This window comes from Candidatus Sulfotelmatobacter sp., assembly GCA_035504415.1.
In the GTDB taxonomy this organism is placed as follows: Bacteria; Vulcanimicrobiota; Vulcanimicrobiia; order Vulcanimicrobiales; family Vulcanimicrobiaceae; genus Vulcanimicrobium.
Genome location: DATJRY010000017.1, coordinates 519,869 through 545,296, shown reverse-complemented (window position 1 = coordinate 545,296; position 25,428 = coordinate 519,869). Strand labels below are relative to the sequence as shown.

The 25,428-nt window shown below is 69.1% G+C and carries 31 protein-coding genes; 6 read left to right on the top strand and 25 right to left on the bottom strand.

Going from position 1 to position 25,428, the window contains the following annotated elements; all coding sequences use genetic code 11:
- The 6 genes from VMD91_16355 to VMD91_16330 all read right to left on the bottom strand — a co-directional run.
- Positions 1 to 397, bottom strand: a 397-nt coding sequence (locus VMD91_16355) for an AIR synthase related protein (GenBank protein HTW85643.1), incomplete at its 3' end; no start/stop codon positions are given.
- A gap of 1 nt (position 398) precedes the next feature.
- Positions 399 to 1,610: a phosphoribosylaminoimidazolesuccinocarboxamide synthase gene (locus VMD91_16350; protein HTW85642.1), complete on the bottom strand. Its 1,212-nt coding sequence runs from the start codon at positions 1,608 to 1,610 to the stop codon at positions 399 to 401.
- Positions 1,603 to 3,003, bottom strand: coding sequence for an adenylosuccinate lyase (gene purB / locus VMD91_16345; GenBank protein HTW85641.1), 1,401 nt, complete (start codon positions 3,001 to 3,003; stop codon positions 1,603 to 1,605). Before purB ends, VMD91_16350 begins: the two co-directional genes overlap by 8 nt.
- 60 nt (positions 3,004 to 3,063) lie before the next feature.
- Positions 3,064 to 4,041, bottom strand: coding sequence for a hypothetical protein (locus tag VMD91_16340; protein ID HTW85640.1), 978 nt, complete (start codon positions 4,039 to 4,041; stop codon positions 3,064 to 3,066).
- Positions 4,038 to 5,027, bottom strand: coding sequence for an S-methyl-5-thioribose-1-phosphate isomerase (mtnA, locus tag VMD91_16335; protein HTW85639.1), 990 nt, complete (start codon positions 5,025 to 5,027; stop codon positions 4,038 to 4,040). The genes VMD91_16340 and mtnA overlap by 4 nt, the downstream gene beginning before the upstream one ends.
- A gap of 59 nt (positions 5,028 to 5,086) precedes the next feature.
- Entirely contained in the window at positions 5,087 to 5,398 is a 312-nt protein-coding gene (locus VMD91_16330) for a zinc-ribbon domain containing protein (protein ID HTW85638.1), read from the bottom strand.
- 202 nt (positions 5,399 to 5,600) lie between these two features.
- Here VMD91_16330 and VMD91_16325 point away from each other — a divergent pair, with 202 nt between their 5' ends.
- On the top strand, positions 5,601 to 6,326 hold the full coding sequence (locus VMD91_16325; protein HTW85637.1) for a hypothetical protein: 726 nt from the start codon (positions 5,601 to 5,603) through the stop codon (positions 6,324 to 6,326).
- 1 nt (position 6,327) lies between these two features.
- A complete protein-coding gene (locus VMD91_16320) occupies positions 6,328 to 7,083 on the top strand; it encodes a hypothetical protein (protein ID HTW85636.1) in 756 nt (251 codons plus the stop codon).
- A gap of 7 nt (positions 7,084 to 7,090) precedes the next feature.
- Here the strand turns inward: VMD91_16320 and ribH are convergent, their stop codons facing one another.
- Both ribH and VMD91_16310 read right to left on the bottom strand, forming a co-directional pair.
- Positions 7,091 to 7,591 carry a 6,7-dimethyl-8-ribityllumazine synthase gene (gene ribH, locus VMD91_16315; protein HTW85635.1) on the bottom strand — a complete coding sequence of 167 codons (501 nt, stop codon included), beginning with the start codon at positions 7,589 to 7,591 and terminating at the stop codon, positions 7,091 to 7,093.
- Positions 7,588 to 9,003, bottom strand: a complete 1,416-nt coding sequence (locus VMD91_16310) for a bifunctional 3,4-dihydroxy-2-butanone-4-phosphate synthase/GTP cyclohydrolase II (GenBank protein ID HTW85634.1) — start codon at positions 9,001 to 9,003, stop codon at positions 7,588 to 7,590. Before VMD91_16310 ends, ribH begins: the two co-directional genes overlap by 4 nt.
- Positions 9,004 to 9,104: 101 nt before the next feature.
- On the opposite strand from VMD91_16310, the gene VMD91_16305 reads away from it, so the two are divergent.
- The gene (locus VMD91_16305) at positions 9,105 to 10,136 is read left to right on the top strand and encodes an IS1595 family transposase (GenBank protein HTW85633.1); all 1,032 of its coding nucleotides are present in this window, start codon (positions 9,105 to 9,107) and stop codon (positions 10,134 to 10,136) included.
- Here VMD91_16305 and VMD91_16300 read toward each other — a convergent pair.
- The 3 genes from VMD91_16300 to VMD91_16290 all read right to left on the bottom strand — a co-directional run bounded on the left by VMD91_16300 (position 10,133) and on the right by VMD91_16290 (position 11,412).
- A complete protein-coding gene (locus VMD91_16300; GenBank protein ID HTW85632.1) occupies positions 10,133 to 10,315 on the bottom strand; it encodes a hypothetical protein in 183 nt (60 codons plus the stop codon). The two genes, VMD91_16305 and VMD91_16300, sit on opposite strands and share 4 nt — an antisense overlap.
- On the bottom strand, positions 10,312 to 10,698 hold the full coding sequence (locus VMD91_16295; protein ID HTW85631.1) for a hypothetical protein: 387 nt from the start codon (positions 10,696 to 10,698) through the stop codon (positions 10,312 to 10,314). Before VMD91_16295 ends, VMD91_16300 begins: the two co-directional genes overlap by 4 nt.
- A gap of 582 nt (positions 10,699 to 11,280) precedes the next feature.
- The gene (locus tag VMD91_16290; GenBank protein ID HTW85630.1) at positions 11,281 to 11,412 is read right to left on the bottom strand and encodes a hypothetical protein; all 132 of its coding nucleotides are present in this window, start codon (positions 11,410 to 11,412) and stop codon (positions 11,281 to 11,283) included.
- 508 nt (positions 11,413 to 11,920) lie between these two features.
- On the opposite strand from VMD91_16290, the gene VMD91_16285 reads away from it, so the two are divergent.
- The 3 genes from VMD91_16285 to VMD91_16275 all read left to right on the top strand — a co-directional run bounded on the left by VMD91_16285 (position 11,921) and on the right by VMD91_16275 (position 14,466).
- Positions 11,921 to 12,883 carry a hypothetical protein gene (locus VMD91_16285; GenBank protein HTW85629.1) on the top strand — a complete coding sequence of 321 codons (963 nt, stop codon included), beginning with the start codon at positions 11,921 to 11,923 and terminating at the stop codon, positions 12,881 to 12,883.
- Positions 12,884 to 12,963: 80 nt separating this feature from the next.
- A complete protein-coding gene (locus VMD91_16280) occupies positions 12,964 to 13,743 on the top strand; it encodes a DoxX family protein (GenBank protein ID HTW85628.1) in 780 nt (259 codons plus the stop codon).
- 147 nt (positions 13,744 to 13,890) lie between these two features.
- Positions 13,891 to 14,466: a PadR family transcriptional regulator gene (locus tag VMD91_16275; GenBank protein ID HTW85627.1), complete on the top strand. Its 576-nt coding sequence runs from the start codon at positions 13,891 to 13,893 to the stop codon at positions 14,464 to 14,466.
- Between the two features lie 61 nt (positions 14,467 to 14,527).
- Here VMD91_16275 and VMD91_16270 read toward each other — a convergent pair whose 3' ends face one another.
- The 14 genes from VMD91_16270 to dapB all read right to left on the bottom strand — a co-directional run bounded on the left by VMD91_16270 (position 14,528) and on the right by dapB (position 25,426).
- Positions 14,528 to 15,199, bottom strand: a complete 672-nt coding sequence (locus VMD91_16270) for an ATP-binding cassette domain-containing protein (protein ID HTW85626.1) — start codon at positions 15,197 to 15,199, stop codon at positions 14,528 to 14,530.
- Complete coding sequence (locus VMD91_16265) at positions 15,196 to 15,825, bottom strand: ABC transporter permease (protein HTW85625.1); 630 nt, start codon at positions 15,823 to 15,825, stop codon at positions 15,196 to 15,198. Before VMD91_16265 ends, VMD91_16270 begins: the two co-directional genes overlap by 4 nt.
- Position 15,826: 1 nt before the next feature.
- Positions 15,827 to 16,648: a substrate-binding domain-containing protein gene (locus VMD91_16260; protein ID HTW85624.1), complete on the bottom strand. Its 822-nt coding sequence runs from the start codon at positions 16,646 to 16,648 to the stop codon at positions 15,827 to 15,829.
- A gap of 92 nt (positions 16,649 to 16,740) precedes the next feature.
- Positions 16,741 to 17,151 carry a thioesterase family protein gene (locus tag VMD91_16255; GenBank protein HTW85623.1) on the bottom strand — a complete coding sequence of 137 codons (411 nt, stop codon included), beginning with the start codon at positions 17,149 to 17,151 and terminating at the stop codon, positions 16,741 to 16,743.
- A complete protein-coding gene (locus VMD91_16250) occupies positions 17,148 to 17,768 on the bottom strand; it encodes a riboflavin synthase (protein HTW85622.1) in 621 nt (206 codons plus the stop codon). Before VMD91_16250 ends, VMD91_16255 begins: the two co-directional genes overlap by 4 nt.
- Positions 17,753 to 18,958, bottom strand: coding sequence for a bifunctional diaminohydroxyphosphoribosylaminopyrimidine deaminase/5-amino-6-(5-phosphoribosylamino)uracil reductase RibD (gene ribD, locus VMD91_16245; protein HTW85621.1), 1,206 nt, complete (start codon positions 18,956 to 18,958; stop codon positions 17,753 to 17,755). Before ribD ends, VMD91_16250 begins: the two co-directional genes overlap by 16 nt.
- Positions 18,874 to 19,155: a DUF427 domain-containing protein gene (locus tag VMD91_16240; GenBank protein HTW85620.1), complete on the bottom strand. Its 282-nt coding sequence runs from the start codon at positions 19,153 to 19,155 to the stop codon at positions 18,874 to 18,876. Before VMD91_16240 ends, ribD begins: the two co-directional genes overlap by 85 nt.
- Positions 19,152 to 19,772 carry a hypothetical protein gene (locus VMD91_16235; protein ID HTW85619.1) on the bottom strand — a complete coding sequence of 207 codons (621 nt, stop codon included), beginning with the start codon at positions 19,770 to 19,772 and terminating at the stop codon, positions 19,152 to 19,154. The genes VMD91_16240 and VMD91_16235 overlap by 4 nt, the downstream gene beginning before the upstream one ends.
- A 38-nt stretch (positions 19,773 to 19,810) precedes the next feature.
- Complete coding sequence (locus VMD91_16230; protein ID HTW85618.1) at positions 19,811 to 20,836, bottom strand: NDP-sugar synthase; 1,026 nt, start codon at positions 20,834 to 20,836, stop codon at positions 19,811 to 19,813.
- Between the two features lies 1 nt (position 20,837).
- A complete protein-coding gene (locus VMD91_16225) occupies positions 20,838 to 21,593 on the bottom strand; it encodes a WecB/TagA/CpsF family glycosyltransferase (protein HTW85617.1) in 756 nt (251 codons plus the stop codon).
- A complete protein-coding gene (gene dapA / locus VMD91_16220; GenBank protein HTW85616.1) occupies positions 21,578 to 22,477 on the bottom strand; it encodes a 4-hydroxy-tetrahydrodipicolinate synthase in 900 nt (299 codons plus the stop codon). The genes VMD91_16225 and dapA overlap by 16 nt, the downstream gene beginning before the upstream one ends.
- Positions 22,474 to 23,703, bottom strand: coding sequence for an aspartate kinase (locus VMD91_16215; protein ID HTW85615.1), 1,230 nt, complete (start codon positions 23,701 to 23,703; stop codon positions 22,474 to 22,476). The genes dapA and VMD91_16215 overlap by 4 nt, the downstream gene beginning before the upstream one ends.
- Positions 23,700 to 24,701, bottom strand: a complete 1,002-nt coding sequence (locus VMD91_16210) for an aspartate-semialdehyde dehydrogenase (protein HTW85614.1) — start codon at positions 24,699 to 24,701, stop codon at positions 23,700 to 23,702. The genes VMD91_16215 and VMD91_16210 overlap by 4 nt, the downstream gene beginning before the upstream one ends.
- Positions 24,698 to 25,426, bottom strand: a complete 729-nt coding sequence (gene dapB, locus VMD91_16205; GenBank protein ID HTW85613.1) for a 4-hydroxy-tetrahydrodipicolinate reductase — start codon at positions 25,424 to 25,426, stop codon at positions 24,698 to 24,700. The genes VMD91_16210 and dapB overlap by 4 nt, the downstream gene beginning before the upstream one ends.
- Positions 25,427 to 25,428 lie beyond the last annotated feature (2 nt).

Here is a 25,428-nt window from a genome sequence, read left to right as displayed (position 1 = left end):
CGATCACCTCGGCGCCCATGCACAGCACGTCGCGGACGATCCCCCCGATCCCCGTCGCCGCGCCTTCGAACGGCACGACCTGCGAAGGATGGTTGTGCGACTCGTGGGCGACGACGACGCCGTAGACGTCACCCTGCCACTCGCCCAGCCGCACGATCCCGGCGTCCTCGCCGACCCCGAGCAGCACGGTCGGTCCCTGCGTCGGCAGCTTGCGCAAGAAGTTGCGGGACGACTTGTAGGAGCAATGCTCGCTCCACTGCGCGTCGAACGCGAACAGCTCGGTCGGCGTCGGCGTGCGGTCGAGCTGCGTCGCGATGCGGCGCAGCTCGTCGCCGTCCAGCGCGACGCCCAGCCGGCGTGCGAGCGCGATCGTCTCGGTGTCGACTCCGGCGGTCATCTCAGGCGTGCGCGGCGCCCGGCGGCGCCGGGACCGGAACGTTCAGCTGCGCGTCGGCGGCCAGCACTTCGCTGCGCGCGTTGGCCTGCAGCAGCAAGACGCGACCGAAGACGACGGTGTCTTCCAGCGCAAAGGCCTTGGCGCACGCCAAGGCGATCTCCGCGGGCCGCGCCGCGCTCGCGTCGACGGCGAGGACCGGGTTCGCCGAGGCGTTGTCGACCAACGCGGCGAGCGCGCTGCCGGGCGCGCCGACGGCGACGACGACCATCCGCGCGAACGAGGCCTCGAGCTGGGTGATCAACTGCAGCGCGTAGCCGGGCGTGCGCGTCACCGAGACGACGTGGCGCACGGTACGCAGCCCGAACGTCCCCAGCGCGCGGCTGAGCTGTTCGATCAAACCGACGTGCTCCGGGCCGTCCGAGAGCAGCGCGACCATCCCTGGCAGCATCTGCGGGAAGCTGCCGACGACCTCCGCGACCTGTTCGTAGTTGGCTTTGATGGTCGCCAGCGCGTCGGGCGTGACGGTCGGCAGGTTGCGATAGAGCTGCTTGTCGAGCATCCGCTCTTCGCGGCCTTGCGGCCAGACGCGCCAACTATCGTTGTCGATCACGTCGGCGATGACGAGCTGCCCTTTCCCCTCGCCGCTGGCCAGCCGGCCGAACTCGATCTTGAGGTCGACCAGCAGCGCGTCGCGGCGGCGCCAGGCGTGCGCGAGGATCTCGTAGGTGATCCGCGCCAGCTCGGTCATCGTCGCCAGCTCCTGCGGCGTCGCGATCCCCTGCGCCACGATCGCGTCGGGCTCGATGAGCGGATCGTGCTCGGCGTCGTTCTTGAAGAAGAACTCGATCATGCGCGGGACCAGCAACGAGCCGCGCGCGATGCCCGGCCGGCGCTTGACCAGCGACCCGGCGGCGACGCCGCGCACGACGACCTCCAGCGGGATCATCGTCGCGCGGCGCACGAGCATCTCGTTGTCGTCGTCGTCCTCGCCGCCGTTGATGTAGTGCGTCGGCAGCCCGCACAGATTGAGCAGCCGGAAGACGCGCGCCGTCGTCTGCGCGGCGATGCGCCCCTTGCCCTCGATCACGTCGCGCCGTGCGCCGTCGCCCGCGGTGATCCCGTCCATCTGCTGGACGACCAGCACGTCCGGCTGCCCCTCGAGCTCGAAGAGAATCTTGGTCTTGCCGCGGGCGATCTCGTGGCCCTTACGCATGGTTCTGCACGGTCTCTCGGATGCGGGTGGCCAGACGGCGCGCGCGAATCGGCGCGTCGCCGACGTGGGTGAGCGGGTCGAGGCGTTCGCGCACTTCGGCCGGGTCGACCCAGTGCGCGATGCGCTCGTCGTCGGCCAGCAGCGTCGCGAGCGGGTTCGAGCGGCCGGCGGCCAGCTCGTCGTAGGCGCGCATCGCGCTCTCGCGGATCACCTCGTGCAGCTCTTGCCGGTCGGCGCCGCGCTTGGCGGCCTCCATCAAGATCGCTTCGGTCCCCGAGAACGGGCCGTAGGTCCGCAAGTTCTCGGCGATGCGGCGTTCGTCGACGCGCAGGCCGATCACGATCTTGGTCGCCAGGCTCACGATCTCGTCGCTGCACAGCAGCGCTTCGGGCAACACGGTCCGCCGGTTGGCGCTGTCGTCGAGCGTGCGCTCGAGCAAGTTGGTCGCCGCGTTCTGCCAGGCGACGTCGGCGTACGCCGGCAGGAGCCGCGCGAGCGAGTCGATGCGCTCGGCCATCACCGGATTGCGCTTGAACGGCATCGCGCTCGAGCCGACCTGCTTGGCGCCGAACGGCTCGGCGACGTCGCCGAACCCGGGGCTGGCGAGGATGCGCACGTCGAAGGCGAACTTCGAGAGCGAGGCGCCCAGGCCGGCCAGCGTCGAGAGCAACAGATAGTCCAGCTTGCGCGGATACGTCTGCGTCGCGACGTCACGCGCGGTCAAGCCGAACGCGTCCAGCACGTCCTGCTCCTGCTCTTCGGGGGTGCGGCCGGTGCCGTCGAGCAGGCGCGTGTACGAGGCCGACGTGCCGACCGCGCCGCGAATCCCCTTGGCCGTCAGCTGCTCGCGCGCGTTGAGCAGCAGCGCGCGGTCGATCAGCAAATCCTGGCCGTAGACCGCCAGACGATACCCGAGCGTCGTCGGTTCGGCGGGCTGCAAGTGCGTGTAGCCCATGCAGACCAGCTCGGCGTGCTGGTCGATGCGCTCGGCGAAGGCCAGCAGCAACGCGTCCAGGCCGTGCACGATCTCGTCGAGTGCCAGACGCAGCCGGTACGTCTCGACGGTGTCCTCGACGTCCATCGAGGTCGCGCCGAGGTGGATCTTTCCGCCGCCGACCGTCGCCTGTTTCGCGAAGACGCGGATCTCGGCCATCAGGTCGTGACCGATCTCGCGCTCGATCTCCAGCGCCGCCTCCAGATCGATCTCGTTCGCGTGCGCCCGCAGGTCGGCGAGCTCGTCGGGGGACACCAAGCCCGCTTGCTGTTGGGCCTCGGCCAGGGCGATCCAAACGGCCCGCCAGAGCTTGCGGCGCTCCCGCTCCGAGAAGAGCGCTCGGAGGCTCGGTCGTGCGTATCGCCACGAGAACGGCGAAGCGTAGGTGGTGTCGTTCATCGCGTCCCGGCGGCGGCTTCGCGGGGCCGGCTGGCCTTGCCTGGACGAGAAAGGTCGGATCTAGCGGGCGAGCCGCGCCGCCAGGTCGGCCGTCAGCAGCTCGATCATGGTGCGCGGGTCGTCGATCCGGCCGGTGACCACGCCCTCGAACCCGCGCACCGCCGCCTCGTAGCCGTAACGCGCGCGCCGCTCGCCGATCCGCCGGGCGATCGGGCGCAGTTGGCGCTCGCGCCAGCGGTGCCGGGCCGGCAACTCGCCGCCGCGCGCCAACTCCCACAGCAGCGCGAAGTCGTTCGCCAGCGCGCTGGCCAGCGGCACCGCGGCGCCGCGCGCGTCGTTGCCGAACAGCTCGAACGCGATCGCCAGCGCGTCGGCCGGCCGCCCGTCGAGCAGCGCCTGCGCGTAGTGCCAGGCCTTGGCGTCCTCGACCGTCACGCTCTCGCGCTCGAGGTCCTCGAAGGTGATGGTCGTGCCGTTCAGCGCCAGCTTTTCCAGATCGTTCTGGATGCCGCCGAGGTCGGCTTCGCCGTTGGCCAGCAGCGCGATCGCGCGCGGCTGCGCCTTGGCGCCCAAACGCGCCAGCGTGTCGCGCACGAAGCGCTCGCGCACGTCGGCGTTGGGCGTCGTATCGATGCGCAGTGCCTTGCGCCCCGCCAAGACGCCGAACGGCTCGGGCTTCGTCTTCTTGGCCGGCGCGAAGAGGTCTTCGAGGATCAGCGTGTTGCCGGCCGGGACCTGCTCGGCCGCCGCCCACAGATCGCGCCGCGGCTGCGCCCGCATACGCTGGCAGTTGCGCACCACGACGACCCGACGATCGGCGAGGAACGGCATCGCGCCGACCGCGTCGGCGACCGCGCGTCCGATCGCGTCCGTCTCCGGCCCCTCGAACGTATCGCAGTTGAGCGCGCGCATGTCCGCGGGCAACAGCCGATCGAGCAGCGCGTCGAGCGCGCGCTGCGCCAACAAGGGCTCCTCACCCTCGATCACGACGAGCCCGTCGATCTTGGGCTCCTTGTCGAGGAAGTCGTAGAATTTCACGGGTTGACGAGGGCCGCCAGATTGGGGCGCAATTCGAGGTCGGGGATGCTGTCGGCGTAGGGAGGCGCCAGGACGCCGTACTCGGTGATGATGCCGGTGATCAGCCGGCCCGGCGTCACGTCGAAGGCCGGGTTGAAGACGGGATCGTCCGGCGCGATGCGCACCTCGCCCGGCGCGCGCTCCTCGATCGGAATCTCGTCGCCCGAGGCGAGCGTGAAGTCGAACGTCGAGCGCGGCGCGGCGACGTAGAACGGAATCCCGTGATACGCCGCCGCGAGCGCGACGCCGTAGGTGCCGATCTTGTTGGCGGTGTCGCCGTTGCGCGCGATGCGGTCGGCGCCGACGACGACCGCGCGCACGTCTTTGCGCGCCATCGTGATCGCGGCGGCCGAGTCGACGATCAGCGTGCACGGCACGCCCGCCTCGCGCAGCTCGAACATCGTCAGCCGCGCGCCCTGCAGCAGCGGTCGCGTCTCGTCGACGAAGACGTGGAGCTTCTTGCCGGCCCGGTGCGCGGCGATGAAGCAGCCCAGCGCGGTCCCCTCGCCACCGGTCGCGATCGGTCCGGTATTGCAGTGCGTGAGCACGTTGCCGGCCGGCGGGAAGAGCGCGACCGACGCCTCGGCGATGCGCCGATCGACGGCGCGCTGCTCGTCGTGGATGCGTTCCGCTTCGACCAGCTCGGCGCCGGGCGCGTGCAAGACGCGGTCGACGGCCCAGGCGAGGTTGACGGCGGTCGGACGCGCGGCGCGAATGCGCGCGGCAGCGGCCTCGAACGCGGCACGATCACCGGCGTAGCGGCGCGCGGCCATGGCGACGCCGTACGCGCCGAAGATCCCGATCGCCGGCGCGCCGCGCACGGCGAGCGTCGCGATCGCCGCGACGACGTCGTCGACGCTGGTCGCGCGCGCGCGCACCACCGAGCCGGGCAGCGCGCGCTGGTCGAGATATCCGACGGCCTCGCCGTCGTACCACACCGATTCCACGCCGCGCGTTTCGGCGCGCGGCGTGGAACTACCGTCCGAGCGTCGTGTCGTTCAGCCGGTCAGGCGCGTACGGCGTTCATCGCCGTGTAGCAGTTCCGGCAGTAGACGGGTCGGTCACCGCGCGGCTTGAACGGAACGGTCGTCGCCGTTCCGCATTGCGCGCACACCGCGTCGTACATCTCGCGCATCCCCGAGGCGGACCCAGAGACACCCAGACCGGTGGCCCGCTGCGTCTTGCGCGCGGACCGGCAGCCGCGGCACCGCTGCGGCTCGTTTTCGAACCCCTTCTCCGCGTAGAACATCTGGTCGCGGACCGTGAAGTCGAACGAGTTGCCGCAGTCTTTGCAAATCAGGACTTTGTTTTCGTACACCGACCCTGGCCGGACGCGAAAACGCCCGGCCCCCCTCTAACGTGGATGCGGAACGCGACGTCGACCGGTGGTCAGCGTCGTAGGGGGAGTATACGGTAGGGGACGTTGCTTGGCAATCGGCTGAGAAGAAGCTGGGGACCGGGACACACCATCCAGCCGCATCCCAAGGAACCGAGCGGCTACCCAGGAAAGCTAGTCCGCGATGGTCCACCGCCGGCTGATCGTCGCGTTGGCACTCGGGGCGCTGGCTCTTCCGACGGGGCTCGGAGCACAGCCGACCGCCTCGCATGCATCCGCCCTCCCGGGCACGGGGGGACCCGGAACGTGCGCCGTTCTGGTTGACGCCGTTCAGGTCGCGCCCGGGCGGTATGCCGTCGAAATCGAGGACAACGAAACGCTCGAAGAAGTCGACGTACGGGTCGACGCCGTCCAGGGCCACTGGCTGTTCCGCGTGAGCACGCCTGAAGTCGTATTGCAGGCGCCCGTTCCGTCCGGCCCCGTCAACGTGACCGTCGTCGGCACGCGGCGACCCAACGCCGCGCTCTACGCGTGCGACGCCGCGGTTCATCCGCTCATGACCGGCGATCCTGCCCAAGCCGTGATCGACGACGCGAGGGGGGCGCCCTTGCTCCAACCATTCGACTCGCGTGTCGATCCGCCGATGACGTGCGCGAAGCCGTTCGCGCGGGCGACGACCGTGCACACGGTGCAGCCCATCATGCCCGCGAAGGGCCGCCCCGGCATCGTTCTCGTTCGGGTCGATCTCGACGCCGACAGCCACATCGTCAACGCGGCCATTTACAGCAGCGAGGATCCGGCACTCGACGCCGAGTCGCTCCGCGTCGTGCGCGCATCTACCTTTCAGACCCAGGTCTTCCGCTGCGTCCCGTTGCCGGCGTCGTACCTGTTCGGCGTGGAGTACAACTGACGTGGTCCGCACCGCCATCATCCGACGCGTCCTCGTGTTGCTCGCGGCCTCGCTCGCCTCGTTCGGTGCGTTCGTCTTGCCGTCGCCGCCTGCCCTCGCCGCGCCGCTGATACCGCCGGCGCAGGCCTGTGGGGTCGAATGGGGGAGTGCCCAGATCTCGCGGGGCAGCTACGCCGTGCTGCTGATCGTGGGTCAGCCGCTCGACGAGATCGAGCTTCGGCTCGACGACCGCAACGGCCATTGGCTGTACACCGCGACCGACTCGCACGTCATCCTCACCGCACCCGTCACGTCCGACGCGGTCAACATCAGCGTCGTCGGAATCAAGGACACCAACGGCGCGCGCGCGACCTGCGATCCCGTCGGAGCGCCGCCGTTCACCGACGGGCGCGCGCAGTCGATTCGCAACGCCGCCGCGAAGGCGACGCCGCTGCAGCCGACGAGCTACGCCGCCGACATGCCGGTGACGTGCAAGACGCCGTTCGCGACGCAGCACTTCGTCGCGTATCCCACCTTCATGGACACCGGCGACCCGTCACTCGCCGGGACGCTCAAGGTCCACGTCGCGATCGACGACCAGAGCCGCGTGACCGACGTCGAGGTCCTCGAGAGCAGCGATATCCGGCTCACGCAACCAACGCTCGAGCTGTTCCGCCATTCGCAGTTTCAGGTCGAAACGTTCCGCTGCGTCGGCGTCCCGTGGAGCTTCGACGAGCGGTTCGAGTGGAGGAGCGGCGGCCCGATCGAGGTCTACTGACAGCCGGTCAGCGAAACCCGACCCGCACGCCGGCGCGCTTGGGCTCGATGAGCGCGACCGTCGCGGCGGCGACCGCGGCCTCGTAGCCCTTGTCGCCGCGCTTCGGGTCGGCGCGCTCCTCGGCTTGCGCCCGGTTCTCGGTGGTCAGGATGCCGAAACCGATCGGGATGCCGGTCGAGAGCTGCACGTCCATGATACCGCGTGCGCACTCGCCCGCGACGTAGTCGAAGTGCGGCGTGTCGCCGCGGATCACGACGCCCAGCGCGACGACGCCGTCGAGCTTCCCGCCCTCGATCAAACGCGAGGCCGCCAGCGGCAACTCGAAACAGCCGGGGACCCGCACGATCTCGATCGCCTCGGGCGCGACGCCGCAGGCGCGCAAGCCACGCTCGGCGCCGTCTTGCAGCCACGCCGCGAGGTCGGCATAGAAGTCGGCGACGACGATCGCGAAGCGTTTCCCCGCCGCGTTCGGAAGCGTCGCCGCGGTTTTCTCGGCCTTGGTCTTCATTCCGCGCCTGCCGGGTTGGGCGCGCCGAACATGTGGCCCATCTTGTCGCGCTTGGTCTCCATGTAGTGCACGTTGTACGGCGTGGGCGCGATCTGGATCGGGACGCGCTCGGCGATGCGCAAGCCGAAGCCGTCGAGGCCGGCGATCTTGCGCGGATTGTTGGTGAGCAGGCGCATCTCCTTGACGCCCAAGTCGACCAGGATCTGCGAGCCGATGCCGTAGTCGCGCTTGTCGGCCGGCAGCCCAAGCAGCACGTTGGCCTCGACGGTGTCGGCGCCGGCGTCTTGCAGCGCGTAAGCGCGCAGCTTGTTGGACAGGCCGATGCCGCGGCCTTCCTGGTGCAGGTAGAGGAACACGCCGCGACCCTCGCGCGCGATCGCGGCCAGCGCCGCGTCACGCTGCGGGCCGCAGTCGCAGCGCAGCGAGTGCAGCGCATCGCCGGTCAGGCACTCGCTGTGCACGCGCACCAGCACGCCTTTGCCGTCGCCGATCTCGCCGAGCACGAGCGCGACGTGCGCGATCTTGTCGGTCTTCGACTCGTACGCAACGCCGCGAAAGGCGCCGTAGGTGGTGGGCAGCGCGAACTCGGCGATGCGCTCGACCAGCTTCTCATTGCGCATGCGGTAGGCGATCAGGTCCTTGACGGTGATCATGCGCAGGCCGTGCTTCTTCGAGAACTCCTCGAGGTGCGGCCGCCGCATCATCGAGCCGTCCTCGTCCATGATCTCGCAGATCACGCCGCCCGGATACAAGCCCGCCAAACGCGCGAGGTCGACCGACGCTTCGGTCTGCCCCGCACGCACCAGCACGCCGCCGTCGCGCGCGCGCAGCGGAAAGGTGTGACCGGGCCGCAAGAAGTCGGCGGGCCCGCAGCTGGGGTCGATCAGCGCCTGGATCGTGTTGGCGCGGTCGTGCGCCGAGATGCCGGTCGTGACGCGGCCGCGCGCTTCGACCGAGACCGAGAACGCGGTGCCCAGCGGCGCCGTGTTGTCGTTGACCATGTTCGGGATCTGCAGCGCGTCCAGCCGTTCGCCCAGCAGCGGGACGCAAATCAGGCCGCCGCCCTCCTTACGCATGAAATTGATCGCCTCGGGCGTCACCTTCTCGGCGGCCATCACGAGGTCGCCCTCGTTCTCGCGGTCCTCGTCGTCCATCACGACGACCATCTTGCCAGCGCGAATGTCGGCGATCGCCGACTCGATCGAGTCCATCATGCTCCGTTCCGTCGAGCGGCCGGCCAAGCGAGGCAGTACGGCCGCGAGCGCCCGGACGGTCCGGTACGACGGCTCCCGCCGCCCGCTGCGCAACAGCGAGATGGCGGCCTCCGTCAGACCCGAGCGCTGGGCCAGCGCGGCGGCCGAGATTCCGGCCTCCACCATCGCCGCCCGCAGCTCGTCCGAGAATCGCTCCACCCTCCGAGCATGCTCCTCGGACTTAACAACTGTCAAGATGATATACTTGGCACCCCGTAAACGGCCACCCCGCTGGCACACTTGGACCGTAACCTGGGAGCATGGACCGGACGCCGACCACCCTCCTGGAAGCCGTGACCTACTTCGCGGACGCCGATCGCGCCCACGAGTACGCCGTCCGCCTCCGGTGGCCGAACGGCATCGCCTGCCCCCGCCAGGGCTGCGGCTCGGCCTCGGTCCAAGTCCTCGCCAAGCGCCGGAAGTTCCGCTGCAAGGAGTGCAGGCGCGACTTCACTGCCAAGGTCGGGACGATCTTTGAAGAGTCGCCCATCCCGTTCACCAAGTGGCTCCCGGCGATTTGGCTCCTGGCGAATACGAAGAACGGCACGTCCTCGCACGAGCTGGGCCGCGCGCTCGGCGTGACGCAGAAAACGGCGTGGTTCATGCTCCACCGCATCCGGGTCGCGATGAAGGCCGACAGCTTCTCCCCGCTCGCAGGTGAGGTCGAAGCGGACGAGACCTTCGTCGGCGGTCGCACCCACAAGACCAAGGTCACGCCGACCGGCAAGCGCGTTCCGATCCACGGGCCCGCGACAGGCAAGACGACGGTGTTCGGTATGATCGAACGCGGCAAACCCTCGCGGGTTCGCGCGATGGTCGTCCCGGACCACAAGCGCGCTTCGCTGCTCCCGCACATCCAACAGAACGTGCTGCCCGGCTCGGTCCTCTACACCGACGCACTGCGGTCGTATCGGAACATCGGGCCCGAGTACCGTCACGAGTTCATCGACCACATGGTCACCTACGTCGAAGGCCGCGTCCACACGAATACGATTGAGAACTTCTGGTCGTGCCTCAAACGCACGCTGCACGGGACCTACATCGCGCCGCGCGCCTTCCACCTCGGCGCCTACGTTGACGAGCAAGTGTTCCGCTTCAACGAGCGCAAGGACAACGATGGCGGCCGGTTCGCGAAGGTCTTGAAGGCCACGGACGGTCACCGCTTGACCTACGCACAGTTGACGGCTTCTCATACGGTTTGGCGCCTGCGCCCCGGACGCGTTGCTCGCGGAATCGCACGCCGCGCTGCAATGCAAGCCGCGCCGATCCAGGGAACGAGCGACCGCACCTAGTCGCTCTCCTCGTCAACGATGGCGGGGCCTTGAGCGGGCGGCGGTCCAAGCGCTTCGTCCACGATATTCTCGGCCTCATGCTCAACCTTTTTGAGGTCGTCCTTGGCAACGCGAAATAGGCGCTTCGTCAAGTCCTCGAAGCGCTCCATTGGCGTTTCAGATGCGTCGTCGTCGTTCATTGTTGTTTTGCTTTGAGTTCTAACCGCCGTCGGCACCACCTTGACCAGCGCCCCGACACGGGCCGAAGACGAACCTCGACTTCGACTGTGGTCGGATCAACCAACGGCACGTTCTCGAAGTTCACGAATTGGAAGGCGCTCCGCTTATCGCGTGCTGGGATCGCACCGACATTGCCAAGAACGCCTTCTTCGCGAAGAGCAAGAAACGGAGCTTTGTCACCAAAGCTTATCTGGCTTCCTGGCGGCACAACAGGAAGTAAGCCTACGAATTTTACGCGCCCTGCAACGAGCCGCGCCTCAAACTCAGCGATCGTGGCCGGTACGGTCGAATGGTTTTCAACATTCATTAGCAACACTACGGTATAGCCGTTTATCTGCTCCATTCTCTAGTGAGCTAGATTGAACACAATGGGCACGAGACGAGGCGTATCAGCAGGCCGGAATAGCGGACGTATCAACGGCCACGCAAACGCCAACGCAAATAGCACTAACGCGACCGTCGCGTATACGGCTATTGGGACCTCATGAAGTAAGGCAATGAACTGGGCTGTTGGCGACTTCGGTTGAACTATAATCCTGACGCCCAGTCTATCTAAGAACTCAACCCGGCCACCGAGGTCCGCGCCACGGCTAATGAGGCCAGCGAAGACTACCACGAGGCCACCAAGTGCGGCCACGAGCCGGTTGAGGGTTTCCATCGCCTCCAGGGTCCGTCAGCCCGATGCCACCACCCTGGCATTTTGGGGCGCCAAATATATCGTCCCCACAACTGTCAAGCCACCGCCCTGAGCGTACCGCTCGGACGGATGGTTTAGTGAGCAGCGCCAGCCACCCCACCCAACCGGCCCAGATAACTCCCGTCCCGGTCACCGTCACGCCGACGCCGTCCTCACGTGGAAGTCCCTTGGTAGAGCCCGCGACGGGCCGAGCGGCGCCGGGGAGCCACCGGCGGTCGCGAGCACTTTTCAGTATCCGGTGCAGAGCGGCTTCACGACCGAGGCCGTCGACGGCGGGAGTTCGGGAACGCAGCCGCCGGCCAAGGCAAAGCGACGCTCGACGTCGACAATCGGCGCGCTCGCAACGGGCGCGAACGTCATCATCTACGACACGGCGTCGCCAAGATCGTCAGCAGGTCGTTCGGATCCTGCGAGGCCGACGGCGGCTACATCACCGAGTCGCCGGTGCTCGCGAGCGCGACCGCGAGGGGAATCACGCTCGTCGCCGCGTCAGGTGATCACGGCAACGCCTGCACGAACACCAGCAACGCGTTAGAATTCGGCGTCGCGTCTCCGTCGAGCGACCCGAACGTGCTGAGCGCCGGCGGCGACAGTGCTGCTGCCCGACGCCGCGCGCTAGCGAGGATGCGCGTCTCGGCCAGGCGCTGCGCGCGCCGGGTTGACGGTCACGCGCACCTTCGCGACCCACCTGGCTGGACGACCTCGCCATCGTCGCGCATACCTCGAAGCCGATCTAGCATCCGGCTCGTAGTCAATCACTGATGCGGAGGTGTGCTCACCCTACACTTGCCGCAAGAACGGCAAGTTGCTACACTGCTGGTAAGCGAAGCCTCCAGGCGGCGCCGATTCGTATTGCGGGTGGACAACGATGAAGAGTGGTGAACTCGTCAGACGCATTGCCGAGATTGCAACGTTTACCGTCACGATCGTGCAACTCATCTCCGCAGGCGTCAACCTCATTACGCGCTATCGCACGACGGCGTTCACGCTCTCTCCGGCGGACCTTCAACGATTCGAGACGACGACCTACATCGTCGAGGCCGTCGTCTTGTTCGCGCTGGTGTTGACACCGTATGCGTTGCCGCTCTTCACGACGAAACCAGAGTACGGCCGAGCGATCTCCGTCTTCTATCAATTCAGGACCTATTGGTTCTTCATCTGGGTGGTGTGGTTCTTCTGGTACGGCGTCGAGGCGACACTGAAGTACCTGAACGTGACCCCTTCGTTCATCGGAGACCTCGGGCTCGATCTGCTGTACTTGGCGTCAACTGCCTTATTCTTACTCTGCTTTCTCGTGATGGTCTTGCCGTCGGCCGAGGAGGATCGAAGCCGATGGATGGCCATTGTGACGCAAGTCTTCATCATCGCGATCGCCCTCGTCATCGTCGAGGCCGTCGCGACCCGGTTCGGTAACGCGCAACCCTTCTGCCGTGGCTTTGACGGACTCCTATCCGGCGTCGTGCTCGCACTCTTCGTCGGCCGGTTCGAAAGCAAGCTCCTCGAGACGCCGCGTTGGCTCGTTGCGACGTTGTACGCGTACGCGGTGCTGCAGTTCGCCTATCCAGTCCTCACGTCGCCGTTGCCCAACTCCGACCCCGTGAGCCTCGAACTCGCGCAGATCTTCATCGCCTCGCTGGCGCTCTTCTTCAAAGTGCTGCTCTATTGGTATGTCGGTAGCTTGATGCGCTCCGGAAAGCTGATCTACTACTTCTACGAATACCGCAGCCTGTTCTACACGAAAGAGTTCACGGAACGGCGCGATGAGCGGATCGCCGATATTTTGACCCCAGGGCCACAACCTGCCGGCAGCGGCGCGACGACCGGCTCATGAGTTCGGCCGTCCGAGAACGGACGGTTCGACGGGCTTGGACCTCGAACGGAGCGGCAACATCGTCTCGCGGAGGTCCTCGAGTGAAGCATGGCCACTTTCGCCGCGCCCGCGAAGGCGCGGTTGGCCTGACGGCGGCGCGCGTCGTCTTCGGCCTTTCGGCTGTGGCGTTCGGCGTTGTCTCGCTCGTGTGGCACGACTCGGACCTATGGCAACACGTTCACGCGATCGGACCGCAGGCTGCCACGATCGTCGTCTGGTGTTGCACGTTCGCGCAAGTCCTGGGTGGCATCGCCCTGCTGCTCCCGCGCGCGGCGCGTCCGGCGTCGGTGGTGCTGGGCATCGTCTACGGGCTCTTGACGCTGGGGTGCGTCGAAGACATCGCCCAGGCGCCGGCGTCTTACGGCTCATACATCGATTTCTTCGAGCTCGGCTCGCTGGTGTGCGGCGCGCTCGCTGCCTGTGCCGCGACCGAGGCGAGCGCCACGCGATCGCTGATGCTCGGCCGTATCGCGCGCATCGGGCTCGGGATTTGCACGGTCTCGTTCACGATCGCACAGATCTACTATTTCGGCCTGACCACCAAGCTCGTGCCGACGTGGATTCCGTTCGGCCAGACGTTCTGGGCGATCGTGACGACGGTCGCGTTCGCGCTCGCCGCGATCGCCATCCTCGTCAACGTCCGCGCGCGACTGGCGGTGCGGCTGATGGCCCTGATGATCGGACTCTTCGGCGTGCTCGTCTGGGTGCCGCTCGTCGTCGCCAAACCTGGAACGCTCTTCGACTGGAGCGAGTTGTCCTTGAATTTCTTGATCGCGGGCGCTACCTGGCTGGTGGCCGAGCCAACCCGCTATGCGCAGTAGGCAGAATTAGGGTCGACATAAAGGCCGTGGAGAACCCTGAGCTGCGAATAGCGCCGATAAGGGCTCTCTACTCGAACATACGTTCGTATGGAGAGCCCTTTCAACGTGTGTCTTGACGTATCGCGATATATCGCATAATATCGCGGCATGAACCATTTCTTCCACGAGCACGGCCACATCCATGGCCGTGGACGACACCGCCGGGGTGTCTTCGGACCCGGCTTCCCCTTCGACGTGCGCTTCGAGCGCGGGTTCGAGAAAGGCTTCGGCGGCCGCTGGAAGGCGCGCACGCGCCGCGGCGACATGAAGTTCTTGGTCCTCGAAACGATTGCCGAACAGCCGCGTCACGGCTACGAGATCATCCGCGCCATCGAAGAGAAGCGCGGCTTCCGTCCCAGCGCCGGCTCCATCTACCCGACCCTGCAGTTCCTCGAGGACGGCGGCTTCGTCAGCGGCGCCGAGGTCGACGGCAAGCGCGTCTACACGATCACCGACGCGGGCCGCGCCATGCTGGCCGACCGCGCCAACGAGCGTGAGGACGACGAAGATGCGATCGACGAAGACGACGATGCCCGTCACCGCCTCAAGCACGCCGCCATCAAGCTGGCCGGTGCCGTCATGAGCGCCCGCGGCGCCGACGAGTCGACGCTCGAGAAGGTCCGTACCATCCTCGATCGCGCGCGCAAAGAGATCTACGGTCTGTTGGCCGAGGACGAAGCCTAACCACGTGAAGGCCGCGGTCGTCGCAGAGCTCGGGCATGCGCCCGCAGCGGGAACGTTCTCGCTAGACTCCTGGCAGGGCGATCGAGGCTTCGGCGGCCAGGGCGCTTAGGTACGGATCGTCGTCGTGCGTGAGCGTCTCTACGCCGAGAACGCGGCTCACCCGACCTTCACGCAGTACCACAGCGCGCGAACAGAGCGCGAGCACGTCCGTGAGACTCGTCGTCGCGAGGACCAGCGTACCCCCCGAGCGTGCCACGGCGCCGCGCACCGCCTCGCGCATCGTCGGACGATTCTCCGCATCGACGTTCGCGAACGGCTCGTCCAGCAGCAGCGCCTGCGCCCGCAATGCGAGCACGCGCGCGATCCCCACGCGCTGACGCTGCCCAGTGGAAAGCCGTCGGGCGTCAGTTTCGGCCAGATCGGCCAGCCCCACCGCCGCGAGCGCCTCGGCGGCGCGCGCCTGCGCGTTAACGACGCCAAGCCGGCGCAGCGGCTCGGATACATTCCACTCGACGCGGCCGCGCAGCAGGGCCGGGGCAGCGAATAGCGTCGCTATCCGCTCGGGTCGGTCGATCATGCCCGTCGTTGGAACCAGTCCCGCCAGCGCGTGCAGCAGCGTCGTCTTCCCCGCGCCGTTCGGCCCAAGCACTGCCAGGCCGCCGGCGCCCGCAACGAGATCCTCAACCTCTAGCCGGAACGCTCCGCGCTCGACGCGCAGGGCGCGTGCCCTCACGCCCACCGCGCTTGTAATGCCAGTGCAACTCCGCTCGCCACGGCCATGATCCCAAGCAGCACCGCGACGTATCCGAACGCCTCGCCGAACTCCCCACGGCCGACGGCCAGCATCGTCGCCGTCGTCAGCACGCGCGTCTGTCCCTCGATGTTCCCGCCGCTCATCTGCGCCGCGCCGACCTCCGCGATGGCCCGGCCGAACCCGGCCAGGAGCGCGGCCACTAGACCGGGCGCGACCTCGCGCGCCAAGAGCACGTAGCGGTCGCGGGCGCGCAGACCGAGCCCGGCCAGTTGCGCGGGCAGTGTCGGGTCGATCCCGCGCAGCGCCACGACCGCAAGGGTGCCGATCAACGGGAAGACGACGATCGTCTGCGCGAGCACCATCGCCCCGGGAGTGTAGAGCACGTCAAGAAACCCCAGGGGGCCACTGCGCCACAATGCGAACGCGACGGCAAGGCCAACCGCCACCGGCGGCAGCCCTAAGCCGACTGTGAAGAGTGCCAGCAACGCGCGGCGGAACGGCGAGCGGCCGAAGGCGATCCATAGCGCACCGGGGATTGCGAGGACCGCGCCGAGCGCCGTACCGGCGGCTGAGACCGCGACGGAGAGGGCCGCGATCTCGACCACGCTATTCGCCCTTGCCAGCGTCGGGCGTGAACAGCGGCCGACCGAACCGCTCACGACCGAACGTTCGGATGATCTGCTGCCCCTGCGGCGAAACGACGAATGACGCGAACGCCTCGCCGCCGGCCAGGTCCGAGACGCGTCCCGGAATCGGCTTCACGACGATGACGTGGTAGACGTTCAGCAGATCCTTCGCGTCCTCGACGACCGGCACGAGCGAGAGCGTCGCTCGCTGCGAGAGATAGGTGCCGTCATCGCTTAGCGTGTACGCCGCCTTCTGCGAGGCAACGTGCAGTGTGTCGCCCATCCCGCTGCCCGTCTTCACGTACCACGAGCCCTCCGGTGTCACGCCGGCCGCCTTCCAAAGCGCCAGTTCCTTGATGTTCGTGCCCGAGTCGTCCGCCCGTGAGACGAACGGCGCGCCAGTCCGCGCGATCGCGGCGAACGCGTCCTGAGCGGTGGCGGAACCCTTCACGCGCGCCGGATCCGACGGCGGCCCGACCACGATGAACGCGTTATGCATCACGAGTGCGCGGGAGAGCCCGCGTCCTTTGGCCATGTACGAAGCCTCGGCGCCAGGTGCGTGCACCAACAGCACGTCCGCGTCGCCCCGCTCGCCCATAGCCAGCGCCGCGCCGGTCCCGACCGCGATCGTCTTCACCGTGTACCCGCTGGCCTTCTCGAATGCCGGGACGAGCACGTCGAGTAAGCCGGTATCTTGCGTACTGGTGGTCGTCGCGAGGACGACGGCCGGTGGCGCCGCGGCTGCGGGCAATGGCAGCAGACCCAGGCACAAGAGCGCGGAGAGGAACGCATGGCGAAACATCGCCGACCGTTTGCCGAGCGTTCAGCGGTGCTCCTGTGCGCCGCGCCTGTGGTCGCTTGCTCACCTCCAAGCCCCTGGTCGGCAAGCCCCGACTAGGTGTCGAGCAGGGCGACGCGCAGCGGTTCGGGCAGACGCGTCGCCTTCATCGTGCGGCGGTCGAGCGCGGCGAGCACGAGGCCGCCGTCGGCCAGACGCGTGCCGTCCTCGCGCGAGATCGGAAACGCGAACGTCATCGACGAGCCGCCGACTTTCACCAGCTCGGCGTGACAGAGCACCTCGTCGTCCAGCCGCGCCGGCGCTTTGAAGTGCAGCTCGAGCTTGACCCGGGCGATCCACACACCCAGGTCCTCGCTCAGGCGGTCGTACGGAAAGCCGAGCGCGCGAAAGAACTCGCTCTCGGCGGCTTCCATGAAGCGCACGTAGCGCGCGTAGTAGACGACGTCCATCTTGTCGACGTCGCTCCAGCGCACGCGCTCGCGCACGCTCGGGCCGGATCGGATCACGCGGTCGGGACGCCGGCGCGTGCGTAGGCGTCGAACGCGCCGCGCGCGTAGCGCGCGACCGGATCGACTTCGAGGTTGACCCGCGCGCCGACGCCCTTGGGGCCCAGCGTGGTGCGGCGCGCCGTCTCCGGGATCAACGCGATCGTGAACGCACCGTCCTCGACGGAGGCGACGGTCAGGCTGACGCCGTCGACCGCGATGTAGCCCTTCTCGACGATGAAGGGGGCCAGCGAGTCGGGCAAGCCGACGCGCAGCCGAAAGCCTTGGCCTTCGTCGTCCTTGGCCAGGATCGGCGCGGTCGCATCGACGTGGCCGTAGACGAGGTGGCCACCCAGCCGGTCGCCGAGCCGCAGCGAGAGCTCGACGTTGACGCGGTCGCCGGCACGCAAATCACCGATCTCCGTGCGCGCCACCGTCTCGGGAACGACGTCGAAGCGCATCAAGCGCGCGTCGAACCCGACGACCGTCAAACACACGCCGTCGATCGCGACCGAGTCGCCGTGCGCGACGCCGTCGGCGATCGCGCCGGGCGCTTCGACGGCCAACGTCATTCCGCGCGCGCCGTCGCCTTCGATCCAGGCGACCTTGCCCGCGTGCGCGATCAGGCCGGAGAACACGTGGTGAGATCCGCGGAGAGCAGCATGTCTTCGCCGACGCGTTCGATGCGGTCGAAGCGCCACCCGTCTTTCCCGGTCACATCGGCGCCGGCCAGGACTGGAACCGCTGCCGGCCCGCGCAGCAGCACCGGCGCGACGAACCACACCAGCCGCTCGACCAGCCCGCGTGCCAGCAGCCGTCCGGCCAACGTCGGGCCGCCCTCGCACAGCACGCTGCTCACGCCGAGCGCGTGCAGCGCGTCGAGCGCGGCCCCCAGCTCCAGCTCGCGCGCGGCGGCGTCGCCGACGTAGACGACCTGCGCCAGCGGTTCGAGCTCGGCGAAGGCGGCGCGCGCGCCCGCCGGCGCCAGCACGATGGTCGGCGCGTACGCGCCCGGTGGCGCGTCGGGCGGGGGGTGCAGGACCCGGCTGCCGGCCGGGATCGGCGCCGTCTCGCAGACGACGACGCGCCGATACGGCGCGCGGCGCGTGATGTGCGGGCGTACGGTGAGCTGCGGATCGTCGACGCGCACGGTACCGGCACCGACCATCACCGCGTCGTGCTCCCAGCGCAAACGCCGCACGCGTTCCGTCGCGGCCGGCCCGGTCAGCTGGCGCCGCTCGCCCGGGCGCGCGACGACGTAACCGTCGAGCGACATCGCCATCTTCAGGGTCACGTACGGCCGGTCGTGCGCGACCGTCCAGCGAAAGCGCTCGATCAGCGCCCGCGCCGCGGGCAGCTCGACGACCGCGACGTCGATGCCAGCCGCACGCAAGCGGCGCACGCCGCCTGCGGCCGTGCGCGGGTTCGGGTCGAGCGCGCCCGCGACGACGCGCGCGATGCCGGCCTCGACGAGCGCGAGCGAGCACGGCGGCGTGCGACCGTGGTGATCGCACGGCTCGAGCGAGACGTAGGCCGTCGCGCCGCGCGGATCGTTGCCGCGCGCGCGCGCGTCGCGCAACGCCTCGACCTCGGCGTGCGCCTCACCGCGACGGTGATGCCAGCCCTCGCCCAGCGTGACGCCGTCGCGCACCAGCACGCAGCCGACCGGCGGATTCGGCGCCGCATCCGGGATCGCGCGAGCGGCCAATTCGCACGCGCGCGCGAGGTAGACGCCCTCGGGGCCTACGGCTTGACCTCGACGCCCTTCCAGAAGGCGACGTAGCCCTTGATGTTCTTGGCCTCGTCGCTGGTCTCCGGATAGTACCAAGCCGCATCCGGGTTGTTCTTCCCGTCGACCTGCACCGTGTAGTAACTCGCGGTGCCCTTCCACGGACACACCGTGTGCGTGTCCGACGGCGCGAAGTATTGCTTTTTGATCGCGTCGGGCGGGAAGTAGTGGTTGCCCTCGACGACCTCGGTCTTGTCGCTCTCGGCCAGGACGGCCCCGTTCCATGTGGCTTTCACGCTGGCCAAGACCGCTCGCGGTCGGACGGGGTTCCGCCGGCCCGAGCCAGCACCACGAACCCGGCGATCCGCACGCCCGCGCCGCGCAGGGTGGCAGCGGCATCGATCAGGGTCGCGCCGGTCGTGCAGACGTCGTCCAGCAGGGTCACCGCCTCGGGCAGCGCGACGCCGCGCCGCAGCGAGAAGCGCCCGGCGGCCGCCAAGCGCGCCGCCCGATCGCGGCCGGCTTGCGGGCGGCCGTGCTTGCGCAGCAGCTCGGCGGCCGGGAGCCCGCGGCGGCGGGCGACCCGCCGCACCAGCTGCGTGGCCTGGTCGAAACCGCGCTGCGCGGCGCGGGCGCGTGAGGTCGGGACCGGGACCAGCGTCGCGTCGATCGGGATCGCGTCGAGCAAGGCGGCGAACGCGTCGAGCGGGTCGCGCAGGCCGCGCTTCATCGCGACGATCGCGGTGCGCAGCGGTCCCTCGTACGGGCCGAGCGCGCGCGCCGGCACCGCGCCGAGCGCGAAGTGGACGGCGAGTCCCGGCGGCGGCGCGCAGGCCGCGCACAACACCGGGCCGGCACGGTCGCAGGCGACGCACGCCGGTGGGAACAGCAGCGCGCGCAACCGGTCCAGCACGCCCGTCGTTCACGACGGCGCGCCGCGACGGCTAGGGGCTACACCACGGTCGGTTCGTTGGCGACGATCGCGTCGGCAAGCGTCGTACCGCCGGCCACGTCGTAGCCCTTGCCGACGATCGCGTCACGCACGACCGCGCCGGCGCCGACGCGCGCGCCCGTCCACAAGATGCCGCGTTCGACCACCGCCCGCTCGCCGAGCACGACGCCGTCGCCGACCACGCTCGGCCCGACGATGCGCACGCCCGCGCCGAGCCGCACGCCGTTGCCGACGCGGACGTCGCCTTCGATCCGCGCATCGGCCGGCACGTGCACGTCGGCGGGCACGCCGGTCGCGCGCGTGCCGCGCACGACGACCTTCCCCGAGAGCACGTCGTCGTTGGCGCGCCGGTACTCGTCCGGCGTGCCGACGTCGCGCCAGTATGCGTCGCGCAAGTGCATTCCGTAAAACGGCAGCCCGTCGGCGAGCAGCTCCGGAAACACCTGTTTGCCGAAGTCGTAGAACGTGTCGGCGGGGATGCGCGCGAAGATCTCGGGCTCGAAGACGTAGATGCCGGTGTTGGCGAGCTTCGAGCGCTCCGTCCCCTTCGCGGGCTTCTCCTGGAAGCCCGTGATGCGGCCGTCGCCGTCGAGGATGACGACGCCGTACTGATCGACTTCCTCCGCTTCGACCAGGCCGATGGTCGCCAACGCGCCGCGCTGCTGGTGGAACGCCACCAGCGCGGTCAGGTCGGCGTCGGTGAGATCGTCGCAGCCGACGACGACGAAGGTGCCCGCGAACCAGCCCTCCATCTGTTTGAGCGCGCCGGCGCTCCCGGTCAGCTCTTTCTCGCGCAGGTAGTGCAGCCGCGTGCCGTAGCCGCCGCCGTCGCCGAACGCCTCCTCGACCGCGTCGGCCAGGTAGAACGTGTTGATCGCGACCTCGTCGTATCCGTGCGAGGCGAGCCAGCGCATCACGTGCCCGCTGATCGGTTCGCCGGCCACCGGGACGAGGGGCTTGGGGACCTGTTTGGTGAGCGGGTAGAGCCGCGTGCTCATCCCGCCCGCGAGAATCATCGCGCGCATGTCAGGTTCGTATCTTCCCTTCGCCGCGCGTGGTTACCGTCTCGTGCAGCGCCGCCAACGCGAAGCGCGGCAGAGCCAACTGCCGGCGCCAGCGCCGCGGCTCCTTGACCAATCGGTACGCCCACTCGAGCCCGAGCCGCTGGACCAGGCGCGGCGCGCGCTCGACGTTGCCCGCGTAGACGTCGAGCGAGCCGCCGATGCCGATGCCCACGCCGCAGCCCGTCTGCGCGAGGTGCTGCGTGAGCCACAGCTCTTGCTTGGGCGAGCCCAAGCCGGCGAGCAGCACGTTCGCGCCGCTGGCTTCGATCGCGGCCGCGATCGCGCCGCTCTCGTCCTCGCGGAAGTACCCGTCGCGCGCACCGACGATCAGCGCGCCCGGATGGATGCGCCGCAGCGCGTCGGCGGCACGCTGCGCGGTGTCGCCCTTGCTGCCCAGCAGGTACAGGCGCACGTCGCCGGCGCTCGCCGAGCGTTCCGCCAGCGCGTCGACCAACTCGACGCCGGTCACCCGCTCGCGCAGCGGTCCGCCGCGCAGCCGCGAGGCCAGCAGCAACCCGACGGTGTCGCAGGTGACCAGCGCCGCGCCGTTGACGGCGGCGCGAAACGGCGCGTCGCGCTGCGCGGCCATCACCATCTCGACGCCGAGCGTGACGACCAGCGCCGCGCCGCCGGCGTTCGCCAACGCCGCGATCCGCTCGGCCGCCGCTTCGCGTCCGACCGGATCGACCCGGCAGCCGAGGATCAGGATCGCGCCCACTCCGGCCGGTACGGCGCGATCAGCGGCTCGAGTGCCGCCTGCAGCGGCTCGGGCAACGCGCTCAGCGGCGAGCGGCACGCGCCGACCGCGAAGCCGTACGTTCCCATCGCCCACTTCACCGGGATCGGGCTGCTGGTCGCGAACAACGCGGCGATCAACGGCGCCAGCTCGCGGTGGATCGCGCCGGCTCGCGCCACGTCGCCGGCGATGAACGCGTCGACCATCGTGCGCAGCTCGTCGCCCGCCAGATGCGCGGCGACCGAGACCAAACCGTAACCGCCGACCGCCAGCGCGGGCAAGAACAAGTAGTCATCGCCGCACCAGAAGGTGACGTCCTCGCGGGTGACGCCACGCAGGATCGCGGTGAACTGGTTGAGGTCGCCGCTGGATTCCTTGATGCCCACGATGTTGGGGTGACGGCGGGTCAGCTCGACGAACGTCGCCGGCAGCATGTTGGCACCGGTGCGGCCGGGGATGTTGTAGACGATGCAGGGCAACGACGTCGCCTCGGCGATCGCGCCGAAGTGCGTCAGCATCCCCTCTTGCGTCGGCTTGACGTAGGCAGGCACGGTGAGCAGCACGGCGTCGACGCCGACCTGCTCGGCGGCCTTCGTCAGCACGATCGAGCGGCGCGTGTTGTTGTCGCCGGTGCCCGCGATGACGGTGCCGCGCTTTCCGAGCGCGCGCTTGACCGTGTCGAACAGCGCGAGCTTCTCGTCGCTCTCGAGCGCGTTGCCCTCGCCGGTCGAACCGGCCAGCACGACGCCGTCGTTGCCGCGTTCGACCAGGAACTGGGCGATGCGGACCGACTCGTCGAGGTCGAGCGCGCCGCTCGCATCGAACGGCGTGATCATCGCGGTCAGAAGACGACCCAAGGACTTCATCGTGCTACTGCTCCCCGGCCCAGCCGGAAGGCGTCGTGGAGTGCCTGCTCCGCGGCGTCGGCCTGGTCGGTCGAGACCAGGATCGAGATGGTGATGTTCGAGTCGGTCGAGTGGATGATCTCGATCCCCGCGTCGCTGATCGCCTTGACGACGCGGTAGATGACGCCCGAGGTCCCCCGCATGCCGGCGCCGACGATCGAGATCTTCGCGCAGTGCGGCCGCATCCGCAGCGCCAGGTTCAGGTCGGCGAGCGCGGGACGCACCTGATCGGCGTGCTCGTCGTCGACCAGGAAGAACACGCCGGCGTCGTTGACGTTGACCATGTCGATCGAGATACCGCGTTCGGCGATGCGCGCCAGCACGTCGCGGTCGAGCTCCGAGCGGGCGGCTTCGTCGGTCAGGCCTTGGATGATGCGGCAGAACGTCACGTCGCGCAGCACCGCCAGACCGGTGACGGGACGTTCCGGATCGACCGGCGCGTCCTCGTCGACGATCGTGCCGACCCCGCTGCGCAAGCCCTTGATGCCGTACGGCGTGCGGGTCGTGTGGGCCAACTCGGCGGCTTTGTGGTGCATCACCTTCGCGCCGTTGCCGGCCAGCTCGACCATCTCGGCCTGGGTGACCTCGGGGATCGGGTGCGCGCCGGCGACCCGCCGTGGATCGGCCGTCATCACGCCCGAGACGTCGGTGTAGATCTCGACGTCCTTCGCGTCCAGCGCTTCGCCCAGCGCGACGGCGGTCAGGTCGCTGCCGCCGCGGCCGAGCGTCGTCGTCGCCAGCGCGCGCGTCCCGCCCTGGAAGCCGGTCACGACGGGGATGATGCCGCGCGCCAGCACGGCACGAATCGGAGCCGGGTCGATCTCGAGGATCTCGGCATCGGAGTAGGCGTCGTCGGTGATGATCCCGGCCTGCAACCCGGTCATCGCCTGCGCCAGCGCGCCCAGCGAGCACAGCAGCTCGGCGAAGACCGCGCACGAGATCGCCTCACCGCACGCGATCAGCAGATCGCGGTTAGGACCGTCACGCACCGGCGCGACCAGCTCGGCCAGCGTATCGGTCGCATACGGGTCGGGCGCGCGTCCGATCGCCGAGCACACCACGACCGGCGCGTCGCCGCGCCGCATGACGTCGAGCACGCGCGAGGCGGCGATCTCGCGCAATTCGCTCGTCGCCAGCGAACTGCCGCCGAACTTGAGCACGATGACCTGCGCGGTCTGACTAATCACGCGTTTACTCCGGCCAGACGCCCTAGTTGCAACAGCAGTTCGAGGATCTGGACGCCGTTGGTGGCGGCGCCTTTGCGGAGCTGGTCGCCGACGATCCACATCTGGAAGCGCGTGTCGGTGTCGTCGTCGGCTTCGGGGCGCAGCCGCGCGACGTGCACGAGATCGGTGTCTTCGACGTCGCGCGGCGTCACGATGCCGTGCTCGTGGAAGACCAGGCCGGGTGCGCCGCGCAGGGCGTCGGCCAGCTCGCGCGCGTCGGTCGGCGTCTCCGTCTCGAAGAAGACCGCCTCGCTGTGCGCGCGCATCACCGGCACCCGCACCGTCGTCGCGGCGACGTAGAGGTCCGGGCGGTCGAGCATCTTCTTGGTCTCGGCGGCCACTTTCTGTTCTTCCCCGGTGTCGCCGTCGCCGTTGCCGCTGCCGACCAGCGGGACGACGTTGCGGAAGATCGGCGCTGCGAAGGTCCCGTTGGGCGCGCCCCCGTCCTCCTCGGCGGCCAACGCCTCCAGGCCGGCGCGGCCGGCGCCGCTGACCGCCTGATACGTCGCCACCCGCACCGAGCGCAATCCGACCGCGCGCTCGATCGGCGCAAGCGCGACGCACAGCACGATGGCGGTGCAGTTGGCGACCGGGAAGATGCGGTGGTGCGCGTGGATCGCGTGCGGGTTGACCTCGGGGATCACCAGCGGCACCTGCGGGTCGAGCCGGAAGGTCGAGGTGTTGTCGATAACCAGCGTCCCGGCGCCGGCCAAGCTGCGGGCCAGCTCGGCGCTGGCGTCGTCGCTCGAGGCGAAGAACGCGACGTCGGGACGGTCGGCGGCGAGGCGCTCCGGCGTCGCCGCGTACACCGGGACCGTCGCGCCGCGGAAGGCGACGCCGTCCGCGCGGTCGCGCGACGCGTACGCCAGCAGCGTGTCGACGGGGACGGCGCGTTCGTCGAGCACGCGCAGGATGGTCGCGCCGACCACCCCGGTCGCACCGATCACCGCGATCTTCACGGTGCCAGCATCCGGTCGAGCAGCGCGTCGAGGCCGACGACGAGCGCGGTGGACGAACGCACGCCACGCACCGCGGCGACGATGCCGGCGGCGAACGAGGTGTGCGCGAGCGAGTCGTGGCGGACGCTCAACGTCTCGCCGATCCCGCCGAAGATCACTTCTTGGTGCGCCACTAGACCCGGTAACCGCACGCTGTGGATCGGCGGTTCCGGGGCACCGGTGGCGGCGATGCGGCGCGCGGTCAGCTTCGCCGTCCCGCTGGGCGCGTCGCGCTTGCGATCGTGGTGCAGCTCGATGATCTCGGCCCGGCCGAAGACGCGCGCGGCCTGTTCGGCGAAGCGCATCATCAGGTTCGCTCCCAGCGAGAAGTTCGGCACCAGCATCGCGCCGACGCCCGCCGCCTGCGCGCGTTCGGAGAGGGTCAGGATCTCGGTGTCGGTCCAGCCGGTCGCGCCGACGACGACCGGGATCCCGGCGTCGACCGCGCCCAGCGCGACGCCGACCGTCGCCGGATGGACGGTGCAGTCGACGACGACGTCGAGCCCGGCGAGAAAATCGGCCAGCGTGTGGGCGACGCGCGCGTCGCCGCACGCCGCGAGCGCCGGTTCGCCGCCGCCGGAACGCACGAGCACCGCCGACAACTCCAAGTCGTCCGCAGCCCGCACTGCCTCACACGCGACGCGCCCTAGTCGTCCGAGCGCGCCGGCTACCCCGACGCGCAGCATGG